Origin of the sequence: Dysgonomonas mossii DSM 22836, from assembly GCF_000213575.1 — a bacterium.
Taxonomy (GTDB): Bacteria; Bacteroidota; Bacteroidia; order Bacteroidales; family Dysgonomonadaceae; genus Dysgonomonas; species Dysgonomonas mossii.
Genome location: NZ_GL892014.1, coordinates 1 through 16,749 on the forward strand (window position 1 = coordinate 1; position 16,749 = coordinate 16,749).

General features: G+C 34.9%; 23 protein-coding genes. 4 read left to right on the forward strand and 19 right to left on the reverse strand.

From position 1 onward, the window contains the following. The 6 genes from HMPREF9456_RS16275 to HMPREF9456_RS16295 form a co-directional block, all read right to left on the reverse strand. Positions 1–840 (reverse strand): hypothetical protein (locus HMPREF9456_RS16275; RefSeq protein ID WP_006844668.1); only part of this gene is annotated, 840 nt, incomplete at its 3' end. Position 841: 1 nt separating this feature from the next. Further along, complete coding sequence (locus tag HMPREF9456_RS16280; protein ID WP_006844669.1) at positions 842–1,321, reverse strand: hypothetical protein; 480 nt, start codon at positions 1,319–1,321, stop codon at positions 842–844. An 86-nt stretch (positions 1,322–1,407) separates the two neighbouring features. Then, positions 1,408–1,725 carry a hypothetical protein gene (locus HMPREF9456_RS16285; protein WP_006844670.1) on the reverse strand — a complete coding sequence of 106 codons (318 nt, stop codon included), beginning with the start codon at positions 1,723–1,725 and terminating at the stop codon, positions 1,408–1,410. A 90-nt stretch (positions 1,726–1,815) separates the two neighbouring features. Beyond that, positions 1,816–3,099 (reverse strand): hypothetical protein, encoded by a 1,284-nt coding sequence (locus HMPREF9456_RS16290; RefSeq protein WP_006844671.1) that lies wholly within the window; start codon positions 3,097–3,099, stop codon positions 1,816–1,818. Between the two features lie 30 nt (positions 3,100–3,129). Continuing rightward, the gene (locus tag HMPREF9456_RS17310; protein ID WP_018075157.1) at positions 3,130–3,273 is read right to left on the reverse strand and encodes a hypothetical protein; all 144 of its coding nucleotides are present in this window, start codon (positions 3,271–3,273) and stop codon (positions 3,130–3,132) included. A gap of 2 nt (positions 3,274–3,275) precedes the next feature. After that, positions 3,276–3,515, reverse strand: coding sequence for a hypothetical protein (locus tag HMPREF9456_RS16295; protein WP_006844672.1), 240 nt, complete (start codon positions 3,513–3,515; stop codon positions 3,276–3,278). A gap of 165 nt (positions 3,516–3,680) precedes the next feature. On the opposite strand from HMPREF9456_RS16295, the gene HMPREF9456_RS16300 reads away from it, so the two are divergent. Genes HMPREF9456_RS16300 through HMPREF9456_RS16315 form a run of 4 tightly spaced genes read left to right on the forward strand, consistent with a single transcriptional unit; the run spans position 3,681 to position 5,122 of the window. Further along, positions 3,681–3,974, forward strand: a complete 294-nt coding sequence (locus tag HMPREF9456_RS16300) for a helix-turn-helix domain-containing protein (protein ID WP_006844673.1) — start codon at positions 3,681–3,683, stop codon at positions 3,972–3,974. 35 nt (positions 3,975–4,009) lie between these two features. After that, positions 4,010–4,363 (forward strand): NINE protein, encoded by a 354-nt coding sequence (locus tag HMPREF9456_RS16305; protein ID WP_006844674.1) that lies wholly within the window; start codon positions 4,010–4,012, stop codon positions 4,361–4,363. A gap of 25 nt (positions 4,364–4,388) precedes the next feature. Next, on the forward strand, positions 4,389–4,700 hold the full coding sequence (locus tag HMPREF9456_RS16310; RefSeq protein ID WP_006844675.1) for a hypothetical protein: 312 nt from the start codon (positions 4,389–4,391) through the stop codon (positions 4,698–4,700). Positions 4,701–4,720: 20 nt separating this feature from the next. Then, positions 4,721–5,122, forward strand: a complete 402-nt coding sequence (locus HMPREF9456_RS16315; protein WP_006844676.1) for a hypothetical protein — start codon at positions 4,721–4,723, stop codon at positions 5,120–5,122. A 1-nt stretch (position 5,123) separates the two neighbouring features. On the opposite strand, the gene HMPREF9456_RS16320 is transcribed toward HMPREF9456_RS16315, so the two are convergent. The 13 genes from HMPREF9456_RS16320 to HMPREF9456_RS16375 form a co-directional block, all read right to left on the reverse strand. Next, complete coding sequence (locus HMPREF9456_RS16320) at positions 5,124–7,325, reverse strand: hypothetical protein (RefSeq protein ID WP_006844677.1); 2,202 nt, start codon at positions 7,323–7,325, stop codon at positions 5,124–5,126. Between the two features lie 203 nt (positions 7,326–7,528). Then, positions 7,529–11,461, reverse strand: coding sequence for a phage tail family protein (locus tag HMPREF9456_RS16325; RefSeq protein ID WP_006844678.1), 3,933 nt, complete (start codon positions 11,459–11,461; stop codon positions 7,529–7,531). Between the two features lie 4 nt (positions 11,462–11,465). Beyond that, positions 11,466–11,867, reverse strand: coding sequence for a hypothetical protein (locus HMPREF9456_RS16330; protein WP_006844679.1), 402 nt, complete (start codon positions 11,865–11,867; stop codon positions 11,466–11,468). Further along, on the reverse strand, positions 11,864–12,019 hold the full coding sequence (locus HMPREF9456_RS17440; protein ID WP_169312236.1) for a hypothetical protein: 156 nt from the start codon (positions 12,017–12,019) through the stop codon (positions 11,864–11,866). Before HMPREF9456_RS17440 ends, HMPREF9456_RS16330 begins: the two co-directional genes overlap by 4 nt. Before the next feature lie 38 nt (positions 12,020–12,057). After that, positions 12,058–12,474, reverse strand: coding sequence for a hypothetical protein (locus HMPREF9456_RS16335; protein ID WP_006844680.1), 417 nt, complete (start codon positions 12,472–12,474; stop codon positions 12,058–12,060). 68 nt (positions 12,475–12,542) lie between these two features. Further along, a complete protein-coding gene (locus HMPREF9456_RS16340; protein WP_006844681.1) occupies positions 12,543–13,115 on the reverse strand; it encodes a hypothetical protein in 573 nt (190 codons plus the stop codon). 5 nt (positions 13,116–13,120) lie between these two features. Continuing rightward, the gene (locus HMPREF9456_RS16345) at positions 13,121–13,549 is read right to left on the reverse strand and encodes a hypothetical protein (RefSeq protein ID WP_006844682.1); all 429 of its coding nucleotides are present in this window, start codon (positions 13,547–13,549) and stop codon (positions 13,121–13,123) included. After that, a complete protein-coding gene (locus HMPREF9456_RS16350) occupies positions 13,546–13,872 on the reverse strand; it encodes a hypothetical protein (protein ID WP_006844683.1) in 327 nt (108 codons plus the stop codon). Before HMPREF9456_RS16350 ends, HMPREF9456_RS16345 begins: the two co-directional genes overlap by 4 nt. Next, positions 13,872–14,186, reverse strand: a complete 315-nt coding sequence (locus HMPREF9456_RS16355; protein ID WP_006844684.1) for a DUF6706 family protein — start codon at positions 14,184–14,186, stop codon at positions 13,872–13,874. Before HMPREF9456_RS16355 ends, HMPREF9456_RS16350 begins: the two co-directional genes overlap by 1 nt. Beyond that, positions 14,183–14,383, reverse strand: a complete 201-nt coding sequence (locus tag HMPREF9456_RS16360) for a hypothetical protein (protein ID WP_006844685.1) — start codon at positions 14,381–14,383, stop codon at positions 14,183–14,185. Before HMPREF9456_RS16360 ends, HMPREF9456_RS16355 begins: the two co-directional genes overlap by 4 nt. An 11-nt stretch (positions 14,384–14,394) precedes the next feature. Then, complete coding sequence (locus HMPREF9456_RS16365) at positions 14,395–15,471, reverse strand: TrbJ/VirB5 family protein (protein ID WP_006844686.1); 1,077 nt, start codon at positions 15,469–15,471, stop codon at positions 14,395–14,397. Positions 15,472–15,484: 13 nt separating this feature from the next. Then, complete coding sequence (locus tag HMPREF9456_RS16370; protein WP_006844687.1) at positions 15,485–16,072, reverse strand: head fiber protein; 588 nt, start codon at positions 16,070–16,072, stop codon at positions 15,485–15,487. Between the two features lie 2 nt (positions 16,073–16,074). Continuing rightward, complete coding sequence (locus tag HMPREF9456_RS16375) at positions 16,075–16,740, reverse strand: hypothetical protein (protein WP_006844688.1); 666 nt, start codon at positions 16,738–16,740, stop codon at positions 16,075–16,077. Positions 16,741–16,749: the final 9 nt, after the last annotated feature.

Sequence of the window (16,749 nt, forward strand, 5' to 3'; positions counted from 1 at the left end):
ATCAATCGATATATTTGGTATAAATTCCGTTGTACCACCGTTTAAATCAGTACTCACAACCTGTTTGAATGGAACATACGGAGAAGGCATTACCGTGCCTGTGACGATCATTGATATGTCTTTATTCGTCATAGGCAGCATCATACGCATATATACCGCTCCACTTGCCTTGTTCACGGTAATATTAAGCTCTGTGCTTCCCGATGAAGTAATATTGTAGCTACCCGCCACAAACTTTCCTGATGCATCATATTGGCAGCTTAAACGATATCTTTGACAAAGCAATGATGTTTCACCGTCCCATCTAATAAGTGGTGTTACATACCACCCTGGACTAGTTATTATATTTCCGTTCGTATCTAAGCCTTTGTTAAATCCGTCTGAATAGTTTGGGTTAAGCCTATTTGTTCCGTATTGTAGTTTAATGCCATTTTGCGTAAATTCAGTATCAAGTTGCGCCCCTGTCTTGGTTGTACCGCCTGCTAGCATTACGTCAGAAGGTATAACAATGCCTATATCAACCCACTTGTTAGGATCATAAGGGTTTGTTTCTGAAATTACATCATTGTATTTCCAGTAATGACCTGTATCAGTTGCTTTGTATGTATCACCTTTCTTTGGTGTTGTTACCTCTGATTTTATGGTAGCTACATTAGCTTTTGATCCTAGAAGGTTTGTTCCTGATACTGCATCTTGCAATTCGTTTTTTGTAGCTAATGTATCAAGAGATACTTTAGATGTCCTTCCTGATTTATACCCTATTGCTTCAAACCCTGCTGGCGAATCCTCTGTAGGTAATTGAGATGGTTGTATGCCGTTTATATTTATATTATCTGCCATTTCAAACTATAATAGTTTCGTTGTTATCAGTTAATAAAAGCTCATTGTTCTCTGTAACCAGTACATCATAAGTTATCGTTTCGCCCAAAGGTTCAGTAAATCGAATAGCCACTTTCCCATCTGTAAATCCTATACCCATATCAAGGCTTTGCGGGTCTTCCATGTACAAGTAGTATGTTTCATCTATTGATGTCACAGAAAGCTTAATTTGTCCGTTACTTATCTCACTCTTGAAGTCTTTGTACTTTGTCAAATATTCGCTTCGTGTTGAACAAGTAATGTCAAAAATCAATATAATTTGCCTGCTGTTTTTCTTTGGGTTAGTTATGAAAACTTGTTTGCCGTCTTGAGAACGAGACTCATTCTCTATATATGACTTCATAGGATAAGGAGAAAGCAGATTTTCATAAGAGTTATCCGCTAACTTGACATTCCATGTAGACCATGCGTCTTTGTCATTTATAAATAATTCGCCTGTCATTATTTTTTTATTTTAAAGTTACTTATAGCTTAAAAACCTATTACCCTAATATGCTTTTACGAGTAAACAGTATCTATTTTGTTTGCTTATAAGTATTTAATCCACGAAAACAGCTTCCTTTTGATTAAATATTCATCATCTAATTGATTGATATACGCTTCACGTTCGAATGAAATATTATAGTATGCTAACATCTTATCCCGGTACTGAATAAGCCTTATTAACCACTCTATACAATACCATAAGTAAAAGAATACCCAAAGCATTTCGTTCCCTTGCTTGACGTGTATTGCTTCGTGGTTCTTGCTAGTTTCGTTAAGCTCTTTTCTTGCAAACACAACCCCAAACAACGTAATAGCTATAAATCCTTTCGGCGGTATCAACTTATTTTGTACTATCTTCATGTTTTTGATTTAAAGATACAGGCATGAAAAAAGCCTACCATGTGATTAGTAGGCTTTGGATAAATAGTATTTGAGTGGTTTGATTATTATTTATATTGAATAAGCATTTTTACGTTTCATATATTCAATAAACTCAGTAATAATAGCAGTTTGAAAACTACGAGTTTCGTCTTCTACTCCATATTTTATGTGAATAAATTCTTCAAGAATAGTATTTACTGTTTCATTTATACCCCTAGTTAATCCTACATCTGATAATATAATATCATCTCCTCTTATAGTTCCAAATACTTTTTTATTATCAAATACTGCTACTTTTATATTATAAGGAATGACAAACCCGCACTCTTTAAGAAATTCATTCGCTTCTTTTATAGTCTGCAATGCTAGACTATCAGGGTGTATAATACGATAAACTGATCCGTTTCTACTCATATCAAATCTATCGCCTACTTGTTCATGTCCTAATTTACCTCGAATTGCCGTATATACTTTAGTAGGAACTATTGCAAATTGATGAACCTCATCTGGTTTAAGCAGACCAGCAAATCCTTGTGGAGCTACATTTATATTCCTTATAACTTCCTCTGCCTCACAAGATAAGTAGCTACTATTTATAGTAATATAATCACCTATATTAGATTCTATATTATTAGGATTATTAGAATCAATTAAAATCTGTCTAAATACTTCTTTATTTGTACAACTAAATATCAATCTCCAAAGATACTCGGATACTTCCCATGAGTATTTTATAAGACGATTCTCATCAATAGATATGTCATGGAAATCATAATCAAAAGAACTATTTAAATTTGTTTCATGACAACGAATTCCTTTTCTATAAATATTTGCTTTAGAACCTGTCTTTTTTAGTATTCTACCATATTTTCCTTCAAATAATATCTCTTTGTTTTCTGCAAAATAATTATCAAAATTAGAGAAGAAGTCCATCACATCCGTTTTTATATCAAAATATACATGAGTTTCTCCTTCTGCAGGGATAATATCGTTAACGCATTCTATTGAAGCTTCCCCTTCATCAATAGCATTGCAATATAATTCCCTAACAGCTTGCCAGAACTGCCAATCAACACCCATCTCAGTGGTAATAGATGATTGTTCACCATTAACATAAATACGATTAAATATATGACCTCTAAACTCTTCCTGTTTAGTTTCGATAAATATTTCTTCTTTTCCTGCAAATATTTTTACAATGTATTTATTCCGTAATAAATAGGCTAGAGCATATTTATTACCGCTACCAAAACGACCTATTTTAGTACTATCATCTCGTTTTGATGATACACCTACTAATGTAAGTGCCCTAGCATCAATATGTCCCTTGTTTTTAATCTTAACGTATTTCATATTATATAAATTATTATTATTTCATTTCCATTATTTCGGAAGCTCTATATTTCTTATCCGTATTTCGTAAGCTATACGCTTGCGGTTCTCGTGTGTCAAGTTGGTAGATAACATATCCTGTAAATGATCTGTAGACAGTTGATCTAGTTCTGTGAATGATATATCTTTTTTCATAATCAATCCCCCGAATATGCACGGTTAGCGTAATAGCTTTCTATACCTACATTGTTACTTGCATTAAAAGAATAAATAGAAGTATCAACAGGTTTTCTGTTAGCTTCTCTGCGAGCTTCTAATACATCACATTTAGCTCTTTGCCATGCAATAGAAAGACATTCAGAAAATGATACGCTTGCGTTTCTTCTTTTGATCGACCATGCTGCCTTAAATATCCTGCTTTTGTTGTAACGTGTCATAATTAATTAAACTTTAGTTGTATAATCACAATGCAAATATAACTATATGTTTAATATTGTAGATGTTTATTTAGTTAATAAATATTAAATAATTATATATATAGTTTTATTATTTAGTTTTTAATATATTTGTAGTTTAATTAATAACTAAATAACAATTTACATATGATTAAACTAAGAGTTAAGGACATATTGAGAGAAAAGGGTATTACACAAAAAGACTTAGCTGATAGACTCAATATTACAGAGGTTGGATTGTCGAAATCGTTAAGCGAAAAAGGAAATCCTACAATATCAACATTGGATAATATTGCAAATGCATTAGATGTTAATATAACTGAGCTGTTTGAGCCAAAAGGTATAAGTGGAATTATAAAGATTGATAATAAATCTTACGAAATAAATTCCCTAGACGACATTAAAAAATTATTGGCTGAAATAGAGGATAATAAAAGTTAATTTGTAGTTTTGTGGATTAACTTAAATCTTATTGTATGAAAAATAAGACAGTAGCAGCATTATTAGCAATATTCTTAGGTTGTCTAGGTATTCATAAATTCTATTTAGGTAAAGGCGGGCAAGGGGTTTTATATCTTCTTATAACAGTATTTACGTTAGGTATAGCAGGTATAATAATAGCTATAATTTCTTTAATTGAAGGTATTATATTAATATCAATGAGCGACAAAGAATTTGATATGAAGTATAATAAACAGTATATGGCAGCGAACCAAAATAACAATCATAGAGGTGATTATATTGAAGATATACGCAAGCTATACCAACTCAAACAAGATGGTATCATAACCGAACAGGAATTTGAGGATAAAAAAAGAAAGATGTTGTAAAATAAACTCACTTAATAATATAAATATGGAAGGATTTTATTTATTTATAGGTATCGTTATTATTGTATTCGGTATTCTTCAAATTATATTGTTTTTTAAGCTTTGGGGTATGACAAACGATATTCGAGAAATAAGAAATGAATATATAAATAAATCAGAAACCTATAATACAAATGATGATATCATTATAAATAAATCGGTAATACATAAAGTTTCAGGTAAAACACTTATTGCGAAATTGTATGACAATGATACAGATAAATATGTGTGTTATTCAGAATCAGGAATATTTGAAAATAGATTTTCTAAAGACGATCTTATTTTTTTAGAAGATTAGAATAATAAATTAATACTATAATGAAAAAATACATATTGCTTTTCATGCTATTGCCTTTTTTTATTTCTTGCTCAAGCGATGAGAACGAACCTATGCAGGATTATACAAGCTTTACGCTAGAGAATAAATCTTCCGTTGATTTACCGAATGTCGTTATTGGTTATCTAACTGATGGAAGGTATAAGAAGATTGCTGATTTAGGAAATATAAATAAAGGAGAAATATCAAATGAGATTAGAATAGCTAATTCATCTATTAAAGAGATATATGTATTTTTTGATTATTCTGATTATGTAGCTGCAATAAGAGCTGATATATCTTTTATAGTTTATGAAAATAAACTAAATAAATTTGTTCTGCCTAGCGGAATAAAGGGTATTGCGATAACGGATAAAACAGATCCGGCACAATACCCTCAATAATCTACTCAACTATTTCTAAGTTACCGTTATTGCTCCATACCGTACCTATTGGTTCAAAATCGGAACTAGTTGGTATTTCACTATTAATTATCAAAGTTGGATCACCTAAAAGAGGTTTAAATGTTATCCCTTTAGGTGTAATTACACATTGGCTCATTAAGTCGCCGTTTATTACACCTGAAACTTTGTCGGTGTACATGTCTCCAAGTGTCAACTTAGTAGAAATAATGTCATTTGTTGAATCCGTTGAATTTATCCATTCTAATTTTGCAATAGAGATACTTGAACCTCTAAATCTTGCAAACATTTCAATGGATTTATTTTCAGCGTCAAAAACTATCTTATTTCCGTTGGTATCTGAACTTGTTACTTTCCCTCTCATAACTGCCTGCCCCATTATGACACGCCCGCCATGAGTAACCGCAAATCCTGCAACATCATCTGTAGCTTCTGGGTTTTCGACCAAGTTTATGGCTTGTTGTAAAGTTCCTCCACCCCAGAACGCAATATCATCATCATTCTGCTTTACACCGTTTACGCCTGCTGTATTTACCCAAACATCACCCTGCATTAATCCCATTTGAATTAATGTAGTCAATATAAGACCTCCATCTATCGTTGTTTCATTCTGTAAAGCAGTACGCAAGTAATTCATACCTCTAATGCTTCGTGTGTTATTGTTAGATGCTCTCATAGCCTCTAAATAATTCACATCAGCCTCTTTCTTGTTGCTGTCTACTTTGGCTTCTAATGCTTTTCTACGGCTATAACGAGGCTTTTCTCCGACTAAGTATTCATCTTTACAAGACACAGGGTATTTAGTAAATCCACGAATACGAGACACTTTTTCGCCTCCGTTAAAGATCAAACTTTTAAGTTTTACGCTTTGCCCTAAACCCATATCTAACCCATAAGCAGCAACCCTAAAAGGATTAGCCATACATGTATAAGTAGCGTTTTCTTCTTGAAGGCTTGCCATTTTCGCTTGTGCCTCTGTTAATAGTTCCTGTTCTGCTTCTCCCACATACTGATCGCCAACTAAAGATATATTGAAGTTATAAAGCACATAGAAGTCACCTACACGTGGACATAGTAAGTCATTCGGTATAATTAAATCTGGGTTATCCTGATTGTTTATTATTTCAAATTCTTGTCCGTGCTCTTCTGTATTGTGGAAAGCTAGTTCAAAATCACGACCTGATAGGAAGCTGTTTTCGCCAAATTGAAGCGATAAAGTTAGCCCCGGTAATATATATTCAGAATTGAAGTTCAAACCACTATCCTTGAAATAAAATACCGTCATTTCTATACCATCATCATTTTTTACGGTTGCCGTTCTAAGTGCTGTAATCGTTCCTGTACGCTTCGGATATATATAATCAAATGTAAATACTTTCTCAATAATCTTATTCCCTGTCATATTCGGGAAAGCGTCTATATAGTCTCCGTTGGAAATTGGGAGTCTTAAGCGTTTTTGTACAATAGCGTCCACAACTTCACTGCTTCCTGTACTTCTGTAGTTTGATGGTATATTTCGAGTCCCACCAAAAGCATACATACGTGTACAATATTCGTCACTGTTTTCATTTGAGCGTGTAATGTCTATCAATTCTATTTCTCGCCTTAGCTCCATCAGTTCGCCTTTTGAATAGCTATACACTAAGTTTATTGTTTTAGCTTCATAGTCTAAATACCATTCGCAATTAAACGCTTCTGCAACGTCTGTAAGAAAATCGAAAACATTCTGAGAACTGAATGTAAGATTCTGCATATCGGTAGGCTCTACAACTCCTACGGTCCATGTTTCACCGGTGTATGCGTTTATATTATCACAACCTATCTGTAAGAATGTTCCGGCATGCTCCATTAGCGTCCATTCAGCCTCTTTCAATCCTTGATAAATATACCAACAAATAAAATCCTGCCAGAACATTTCAGGGGCTTCAAACTTTGGTTCATACTTGTAATTCTGAAATCCGCTTTCTGTTGGCTGACAGTCGGTGCGTATGGCATATCTTATACCCTTATAGTCTATATAATCAGCACGTACAAAGTCATATTTTATTGTTAGCGGAAATGTGAACTGAACATAATGTTCTGACATTAATTCATTAGCCTGCTTGAAATCGTTAGGAATATCTAGGCGCACTTTAGGTTCGCCCCATGCATTGAAAATTGTAAGATCGTTACCTATTGTAATCATAATATTGTTTTAAAAAAGAAAGGCAAAGAATAAAGATGTCCAAGGTTGCAGCCTACACCTAAATTCAATGCCTTTCTTTATATTTTTATACCGATGGCTGCAAGTATCGGATGTTTGTTTTCGTACTTCAAATGTAAAGTATACTACATCCCTAGCCTATTAAATTGATATTAGCAGATAAACAGTTTTGAAAGTATTTATTTTTACATTTCGTCAGTATTTCTCTTTATACCTTCTATACCATCTCTAATAGCATACAACTCCTTAGTGTTCTTATTTATATCCTTTAATTCATAATAAGAATTGATAGCTATATTCCTGTTTTCTTCCATCATGCGTTCTATTCTTAGCGATGATTGGCTAAGTACACCCAGAGGCATAGCGATAGTATCAAAATTAAACTTCTCGCTTACAGGCTGATTCCATTGCGCTATACGTGCGACGTTTTGATCTAGTGATATAAGGCGCATTTGCGAACCTGTTTCTATACCTACAAGTTTATCTCCTGTATCTTGTGACATAGAAACTGAATAACCAGACGATGGAGTTTGAGATGATCCTTTTGACTTATCGGTATTCTTTAAATCTATCCCTGTAGCATCTTTTATATTTTGGTTTATAGAATCTACCATGCCTTGTATTGCAGGGAGTTGTGTTTTATACCTATCCATTACAGAATTAGTTTCTTTAGCTACTGCTTCGGATAATTGAGCCTCGGTTAAATTCCCTTTAGAGTATTCTTCATAAAGTTTTGCTATATTATCTTTGAAGTCTTTAAAAACATCTTTCAGTAATATAGTTTTTATCATATCGGACACTATATCCCTAAATGTTTCTTTCGCATAATCTTTAAAGCTATCTAAAGCGTTTTTCCCTTCATCAAACCAATCCCATATAGAGCTAACCATATTATCAACTAACGGCTCATACAAGGAATTTACATATTCTCTTAGTTGTGCTCTAAATTCATTATATTGCTCTGTAAGTGTCTTTAATTCTTCTAAAGTCTCTTTTGTCTGCCCTACTAATTTATCTCCGTATTTTTCGAGTATGACACCTGCTAGTTCTTGATTGAGCATACCATCAGCACCAAACAATTGAGTATCTAAACCTTTTTTAAATAGATCTTTGTTGTTATTAATCCATGTTTGCAGATCTTCTGTTTTTTGAGATTTACCGCCGATCCCGGAACCAAGAAAACCGCTACTCTTTTTTCTTGTCTCGATCCTTAGATTATTTACAGCCGCAGTAGTACCTTCTTTGTACTTTTTATTTAGCAAGTCGAATCCGAATGTTATCTTACTAACCCAACTAACAGCAGATTTAAATGTATTTGTAAGCCAACCTCCCGAACCTTTATTTTCATAAATAGCCTGTTCTTCGAGCATCTTATCTCTATATGACTCGAATATCTTAGTTTGAAGTTCTTTATAGTCCTTTAGGTTTCGAAGGCTATCGTTTCCAAACCATGAGTTTTCAGCTTGACGAGCTTTTAATACTGCAATTTCATATTCATTGACAGCATCACGCATATCGTTTATTCTTTCTATCTTCTCATCATACTTTTCGTATTGACTGAAAGCATCAGGAAGGATAGAATTAAGCTGTTTCATCAACTGGATAGCGGTAGAGATAATAGTAAGTATGACAGATGCTTTTTCTACAACAGAAATAGCTTGTGCACCGGTCTGCGCAACTTTTTCTATACCTTCGCTTGCAGTAGTGTAGAATGATGTAATATCCCCGATAAATGAAATTATTTCGCCTGATGTGCCACCAAGTGCATTTCCAAGACCGGACATCTCTTTAGCTAATGCAGATACTTGATCTCTTATTTTCTTTTGAGTATCTAAAACCTTTTTGTTTTTATTATAATATTCATCTTTGGCTTTATTTACCCTCTTTATTGCTTCTTCTTCCGTTAATAGTGGATCACCAATACCTAATTTAACCAGTCTTAAATCATTTTCGGCTTTTATTAATCGTTGATTGGCTTTTACAGCTTCATCTTTCTGTTTTATAAGAGATCCGTATAGGTCACGATTAGAAAGCTCATCGGCTATAGATTGTATGGTAGCTGTATATTCTCGAAGGTCTTTCGGCGATAATGTTTTTGCAGCCTCTTCTTTGAATTTTTCAAATTGACCAAGAAGAGAATTAAGCGTTTCTGTTGATGTTGTTCCCAGATCTTCGAATGCTCTGATATATTCTGGAGCCTCTTTCATGCGCTCAAAGTCGAATGATATAAGATCTTTTCCCTTATCAGTTGTCGCTTTTGCAATGGATCTATTAAGTTTATTTACTGCTTCTTTATCTCCTTTCTCTTGAGCCTTTTCCCTTAATTTTATAAGGGTATCAATGTCCTTGTTGAACTTCTTTTCTATATCGAGTCTTTGATCTGCATAAGATTGATATTTGTCTGTTAACTCCTTTAAAGTATCTTTGTTGGCTTTTAATAAAATAGCAAATGATATATTTGTCTTTTTATTTATTTGCTCTTGAATATATGCATCGCTCAATTCTTTTGGCAATAGCGTTTTATCAAAAGTTGCAAAATTAAACCCGGTATCTGTACCATTATTTTTTATATAAATATTCTTGGCTGCTTCTTGCTGATCTTTTATCATCTTTTGGCGGAACTCTTTAATTGATATAAGTTCTTTTGCCATATTCAACTGATTTTGCCTATATCTTTTATCAAAACTATCATCCTCAATATCCAACATTTTTTGCTCGTACTCAAGTTGTTGTTTTGCTGATTCGCTATCGAGTTCGGCTTGAAGATTAAGTAGTTTCAATGCTGCATCTCGCATCCTTTGAGCTCTCTTTTCTCCTTTAGGATCTTCTTCTTTCGTATTTTCTAACCCCGGTGTATATTTTGATGAGCCTATTGTATATTCCAATGATACATGTCCCATCTTTTTACCGGCTAACTGTTTAGCTTCATTTATTGATTTTGAAACCTCTAATGTTGCTTGCGCTGTATTTTGAGCGAAGTTTTTAATAAAATTATTATACGCTTCTAATGCTTTAGCAGGAGAACCAATATTACTCATAACATCTGCAAATGCACCCATAGCATCAATGGCTATTTTTACATCTTTTTTAATATTTGCAAATACAGCAGTAAATATGACATATACGCCACCTATAGCAGCTCTCAATGTTTCAGAAGTATTATACCAATAAATAAATTTATTTACTACTACTTCTATTCTTTTAACGAGTAACGGCAAGTATCTTTCAGCTAAAGCACCTATAGAATCGAACGCACTAGCAACTATCTCATTCCATATAACCCTTATTCCAAGCAAGGCATTGCCTACTTTTAGTTGTGCATTCTCTCTCTTAGCTGCTGCAATCTGTTCTTTATCGGCTGCCGATAACACATAATTTCCCTGCTCTTTTAGTTTTTCATTTATCATATCTATGGCAGTTCCCATAAAATCGCCTGTTTTTTTAGCTCTTTTCTGTAACTCTGCCACATTAATTTGTAGGTTATCAAGTATTTTTATTGATTTTCTTCCAAGTCCTGTTACAATAGAATCTACTAAATAATCTACGCTTTGCCCTGTATCTGCTGCTCTTTGTTGTGCAAACTGTAGAAGTCCACCAAGTTTTTGAACAGGAATGCCAAAGTTTTGAGCTTGAACTGCTGCTTTCATCAATTCAAGATCATTAATTGTTCCTTTTGTCGATTTTCTTAATCCATCTAATAATGTTGGATCATTTAATCCATCGAACGCCCTTTTGACTCCTTGCGCTTGTGTTGCCATTGCAATACCCTGTGCTGCGAACTCCATAGCAACAGATGTTAGTTTAGCTATTGCAGCTCCAACAGCTAATATAACCCCTCCGATCTTAGCAATGCCAGTATTTAATGCACCTAAACCCGACGTTGTTGTCTGAGTCGCTTGATTGGCTATATTTTGCTGAGATGTATATTTCTGTATATTTAATTGAAGTTCATTAACTCTTTTTGTTGTGTAGAACAACTCGTTATTGAGACGATCATAAGCTTTTGGGTCGCTTTCTCTTTTCATACCTGCAAGAGAAGCCCTTAATTCGTCTATTCTTCTTTTTAAGTTAATAACCTCTTGGGCGTTCGCCTTTATGTTTATTGCTGATCCTGCCATAATTTTATATTTTTCTTGCTTCTGATTCTACTTTTAAAAATCCGCTACTTACCACATCATAACCTTTACCTTCCACCCATGTACAATACTCCATTCCATTACCGCACACAAGCTCTATTCCTACACCATCTCTGTATTTATCTAAGAAATAGCTCATAGTCGGTAACCCTATACTCTCGTATAGAACTTTGCCCTCTTTATACAGTCTATAAGAATTTGCGTTTCTTAAATTTTCTGTATGGTCCATATAATCTTTAGGCACACTATTTTGCCCTTTATGTCGTCTTGCCTCAATTACATAAGCCTCACCTATACGCATCATTTTTAAGATAAGTTTCCTTTCTTGCGCTTCAATTTCCTTAAACACATCATCAATTCCGCTTAGGTCTACATCTATCTTTATCATCCTTTTATATTATTCCCGAATAGCTCATCGCTGCTTTTTCGGATTATTATATCCCCTGTTGCTTCTCGTTGTTTATCTGCTTGCATCATAACTAAGTTTCGGTATGGTATCAACTCGAAAACTTCTTTGTATGAAAGGTGTAAACTATCCATGAATGAGGATATTTGCCCCATCATTGTATCACCACCTATTATAGTGGTCTTGCTATTATTTTTGCTGCGCTCAAGCACCCTTGCGCACTTCGAAAAACCTTTTCCTTGTCTATAAGGCTTAATATGGTATCTATTGCAATATCTATTTCATCTTGCGAAACGCTAGGATCTTTATTTATCCATTCGTTGTATATCTTATCTGATAATTGAATATCACTTTCTATAAATCTGCTTATTCCTCTTAGCTGATGTTTTGATATTTCAGGTATCTGGGTGACTAATGATAGGTTTGTTTGGTCTTTTAAATTAAAATCTATCTTAGCCCATTCACTAAGACCTAGACACATAGTCTTAATAGTTGGTGCTTTTACCTCATAAGCCTTACCCCCTATGAATATGGTCTTATAGTCTAATCCTAAAAGTGCCTCAGATACTAGTTTAGCTGCTTCGTTCATATTATTTTTATCGAAAAAGGGCAAGCAGTAAACACCGCCTGCCCTTTTGGTTATACATAATTATTTTCTTATCCTATGACTGCTGCGTCAACGGCTGATTTGCGAATCTGAACGAACCCTTCTATCGCTGTATCCGGAACCATAGCTGTAGCCGTAACCAACATGCCTATTGCATTATCCACGGTTGAATCTCTTGCCTGAATAAATGCTTTAGGGAATACGATATACACGCCGTCTTCTGTCAATGCAACCACAGACTTGTAAATGTTTTGTTTTGTAGATGGTGCACCGTATTTATCAGCCCCGGCTGTTCCTCCCTTAAAGTCAGCAATATTTGTAAAATCAAACTTACCAACTGTAAATGTGATTACTTTTGCTCCTTTAGCGGTTGTACCACCCCTATACACTTCGCCTGTTAGCTGATCTGTATAGAAGTTTGTTGTATCTTCTGCTTCGTCATAATTCCATGTGTCTTGATGCACGTTTGGAACTGTTTTTGTATTCTCATCTGCCAAAAATGCCTTTAATTCTGCAGGGGTAAGACCTTTTGTCGGGTCTCCTGCTACTGGTGCGGTTGCTGCTGTCAATAGATCATTACTATGATAAATAGCTGAAATTCCTATTCTTGAAATACTTGCCATAATCTTTATAATTTAAAATTTTGATTTGTTACTTTTAATCTTACGTTTAAAAAGTTACTCCATGTTTCAGGATCATCTTCTTGAACAATATCCTCCAATCTGTAATAGATGGTTTTCCCTTCGAACTCTACGAATGTCCGTTTGTAGAATAACTCAGTGCATACCCTTTCTAAAATTCTTAATCTTGATGTATCAGGCATATATGAACCTAAATCATTCAAATATTTCTTAGGTACATAAACACATACTCTTGCATACGTTTGCTGCCAATCACTATTATCAGTAGCATTAACGATAACGACTATTCTCTCTTTAACAGAGCCTTCTTTCACTGGCAAATGTTGATCCTTTACTATTTCAGGAATTAATCCTAAAACAGCATTAGATTTAACATTGTCAATCAGAATAGTTTTTATGTCGTTTGTTGCTATCATTTACTACCTAATATTATTTGAGTATAATTCAAAGCACTAAGCCTTTTTAAATCTACGATCTGTGATTTTGCTCTGACAAGTTCTCCCTCTTTAACTGTAACCGTCACGCCTATTCCTAAATCGTCTCTACGATCTAAATTGACTGTATGTGTTGGTATTATCCCTGTTCCGGCATAAGCTTTCTTTATATCTGTACTTGCATCATGCAAAAAGCAATCGCATAAATATTCTACAGTTTCAGTGCCTTCTTGCCAATCTCCGTTTTCATCTTGATAAGATGGTGTCGATTTGTGGATATACAGTTTATGAGGTTTGAAATACATTACAAAAATCTTACAGATGGTTTTTGATTAAGTTCATCTTTAATTCCAAGTTCTTTACATAGCCAAGCATAATATTGAAGTATGTCTTTTGTATCAAATGATACAGAGAACCCACTTTCAGATATTGATTTTGCTCTAAGAAGTAATTGAGGTATGATATATCTAATTAATCCAAGATACACCGAATTTCGATTTTCATTTGAAAATTCTAAACCTACATCAATACCCATAAGATCAAGATCAGCAAGATCAGCCTCTGAGATATTCACTCCGTAAGGCTGAAATTTGCTTGTTATGTAATCCTTTATTATCATTTGGATACTTTCTTAGTTGCCTTCTTGTCTTCTACTACTTCTTCTTTAGGATCCTCTTTTACTTCGAGTTCTATTAATCCTCTTTCTGTAAGGTCTTGAATCCTTGCTTTATCAGAAATATCAATAACCTCACCCGGTTTGTATTCCTTTGAAAAATCGAACTTATCAGTAAAACCCTTTAATACTTTTACTTTCATAGTAGAAATATTTATGAGAAGTTAACCAAATCTAAGTTTACAATCTTATGAGGTGCAGCGATGTTTGGTATCCATTCGGCTCCATACTCCATGAAACGACCTTCTTCGGTTCTAACCTGTGATATATACATACCACCCTCAGAGCGAGTATAAACTTTACCCGGTATAGGATCGCTTGCTTCGTATGGCTCATGCCACATCATCTTACCGATCTTATCAGCTTGCAATAGTGTTACACGCTTGTCTGCAAATGTTGAAACAGAACCCCCGTCAGTTGTAGCTACATATTCTTCAACTATGCGTACAGGTGGCAATCCTATACCAGTGAACAGCTGATTTGCCATAGCGTCAGTCATAAGACCTCCTGCCGATGCTAGTTCTGCGCTACCGAATATCATCTTATAGTTTGTTCCAAACTCGGCAGCACCGATGATATATTTATTGAATGTAGATCTTGACATCTCGATAACTGAGAATGCGCCAATAGTTGCCCGAAGTGATTCGATCAATGTTTTCAGGTAAGTAATAAACTTATCCTGATCGCCTACTAATGGTGTGTAGTACTTAACCGGCAATTCAATATCAAGAAGCTCAATTCCTTGCGGATTATCTGCAAGCTTCACCTCTGCTTTACCTGTTGATCTCAAAGAACCTACAACCAAATCCATACGTTTGTGAGGCGCAAGAAGTACTTGTCTCAAATCGTCTGTGATATAATCAATAATAGCATTCAGCGCAGCTATTTGATCGGCTGTTTTAGCCTGATTGTATTTATCAATCAAAGATTTAAGCTGATCTAGTCGGTCGTTATCCATCTGATAACGGTCTCCTAAATAAGCAACTTCTCCGTAACCTTGTCCTATAGACCGGCGTTCACGAAGCGGTTTGTTCGAGTTCCTGTCAATGATTGATCCTGCTGTTACACCTGTCACAGTTCCAAGATAAGTCTTGAATGTGCGTGACATTGTTTGCTCAAAGTCAAGATAACGCTTCCAATAGATAGTGTCTAGCTTTGTTTGCATTACCCTGTCAATTATCGCTTTTACGATATTTGCATCGTTGAATAATTTATCTAATGTCAATTGCATAGCTTATAATTTATTAGGGTTGAAACATAAAATTATCACCTAGAGAAGCTTTATCCTTGTCAGAGATAGGAAGTTTAAGCTTACTTTCTATTACCTCATAAGCACGTCCAACGGCTGTTACTGTTGCTCCGCTTTCTACTTTAGTTCTCGCATAATTAAGTTTGTTGGCTACATTCTTAGGGGTTGTTCCTCCTACTGCTGTTGCTTCAAACAAAACCTGACCGACTGTAACGGCTGCACCGATTGTGGCTGCTACTGTCACAAGATCATAACTTGCGTTTGTCTTATCAATGGCTGTTACTTCTGCTCCTTTTGCTCCTGTTCCTAAATACATACCTACTGCAATAAGAGAGTTTTTAGCAATCTTATACGATGTGGCTGATGCATTAGCAGCTTCAACAATAGTAGCATTCTTAACAACCTTTACTTTGCGAGTGGTGAAATCCACTGCTATGGGTGCTAATACCGGAACAATATATCCATCTGTTAAAGAAGAATCGTCCAAGTTGAAACCTCCCGAATGACGGAAGACTGTTTCAAAACGGCAAAGTTCCTCGATTACCGGTTCAGCGTTCAGGTTATAACTAACTCCTGCTGGCATAATTAATTTTGTTTTTGTTGTTCTACAATTTGTTTAGTTCCTGTGTTTATCATCCCTGCGATAAGCTCTGACTCTTTTACGTTCTCGCTACCGCTGGATGGAGGTACTGTTTCTTTGAATCCGTTGTTTGCAAGCTCCTGATTACGCTCTCCCCATTTAGTGCCGATTTTTTCAGCCCATGCATCTACTTCTGCTTCGTCTTTGAAAGTTCTACCGTCTAAAATATCAGAAGAGTACCATTCAGGCACTTTCTTTTCAGACAGGATGCTTGTAAGCTTTTGAGATAATGTAGCATGTGTTTTTTCTGCCTGTTGAGCTCCTACTGTTGAAGCAAGCGTTTGAACAGTTGCCGTAAGACCTTCAATAGCTTTTTGCCATTCTGGGACATCTTTAGGTGGATCTTGTTTTGTCGGATCATCTTTATTCTCAGTACCCTTTGCTTTCAGTTCGTCTAATTGTTTCTGTAGACCCGATTTCTCGTTTCGTACTGTGTCAATATCTCCCTGAAATGCTTTTAAAAGACCTTCGACCCCACTAATAGCGGTTTCGATTGCACTTTCTTCTGTGACGGTTTTAGAAAGGTAGTCAGCCACCCCGTCAAACGCCTTATCACCAAACCCAAAGGTTTTATACTTCGTTTTCAGTGCTACTAATAGTTTTTCTTTCATTTTTATTTA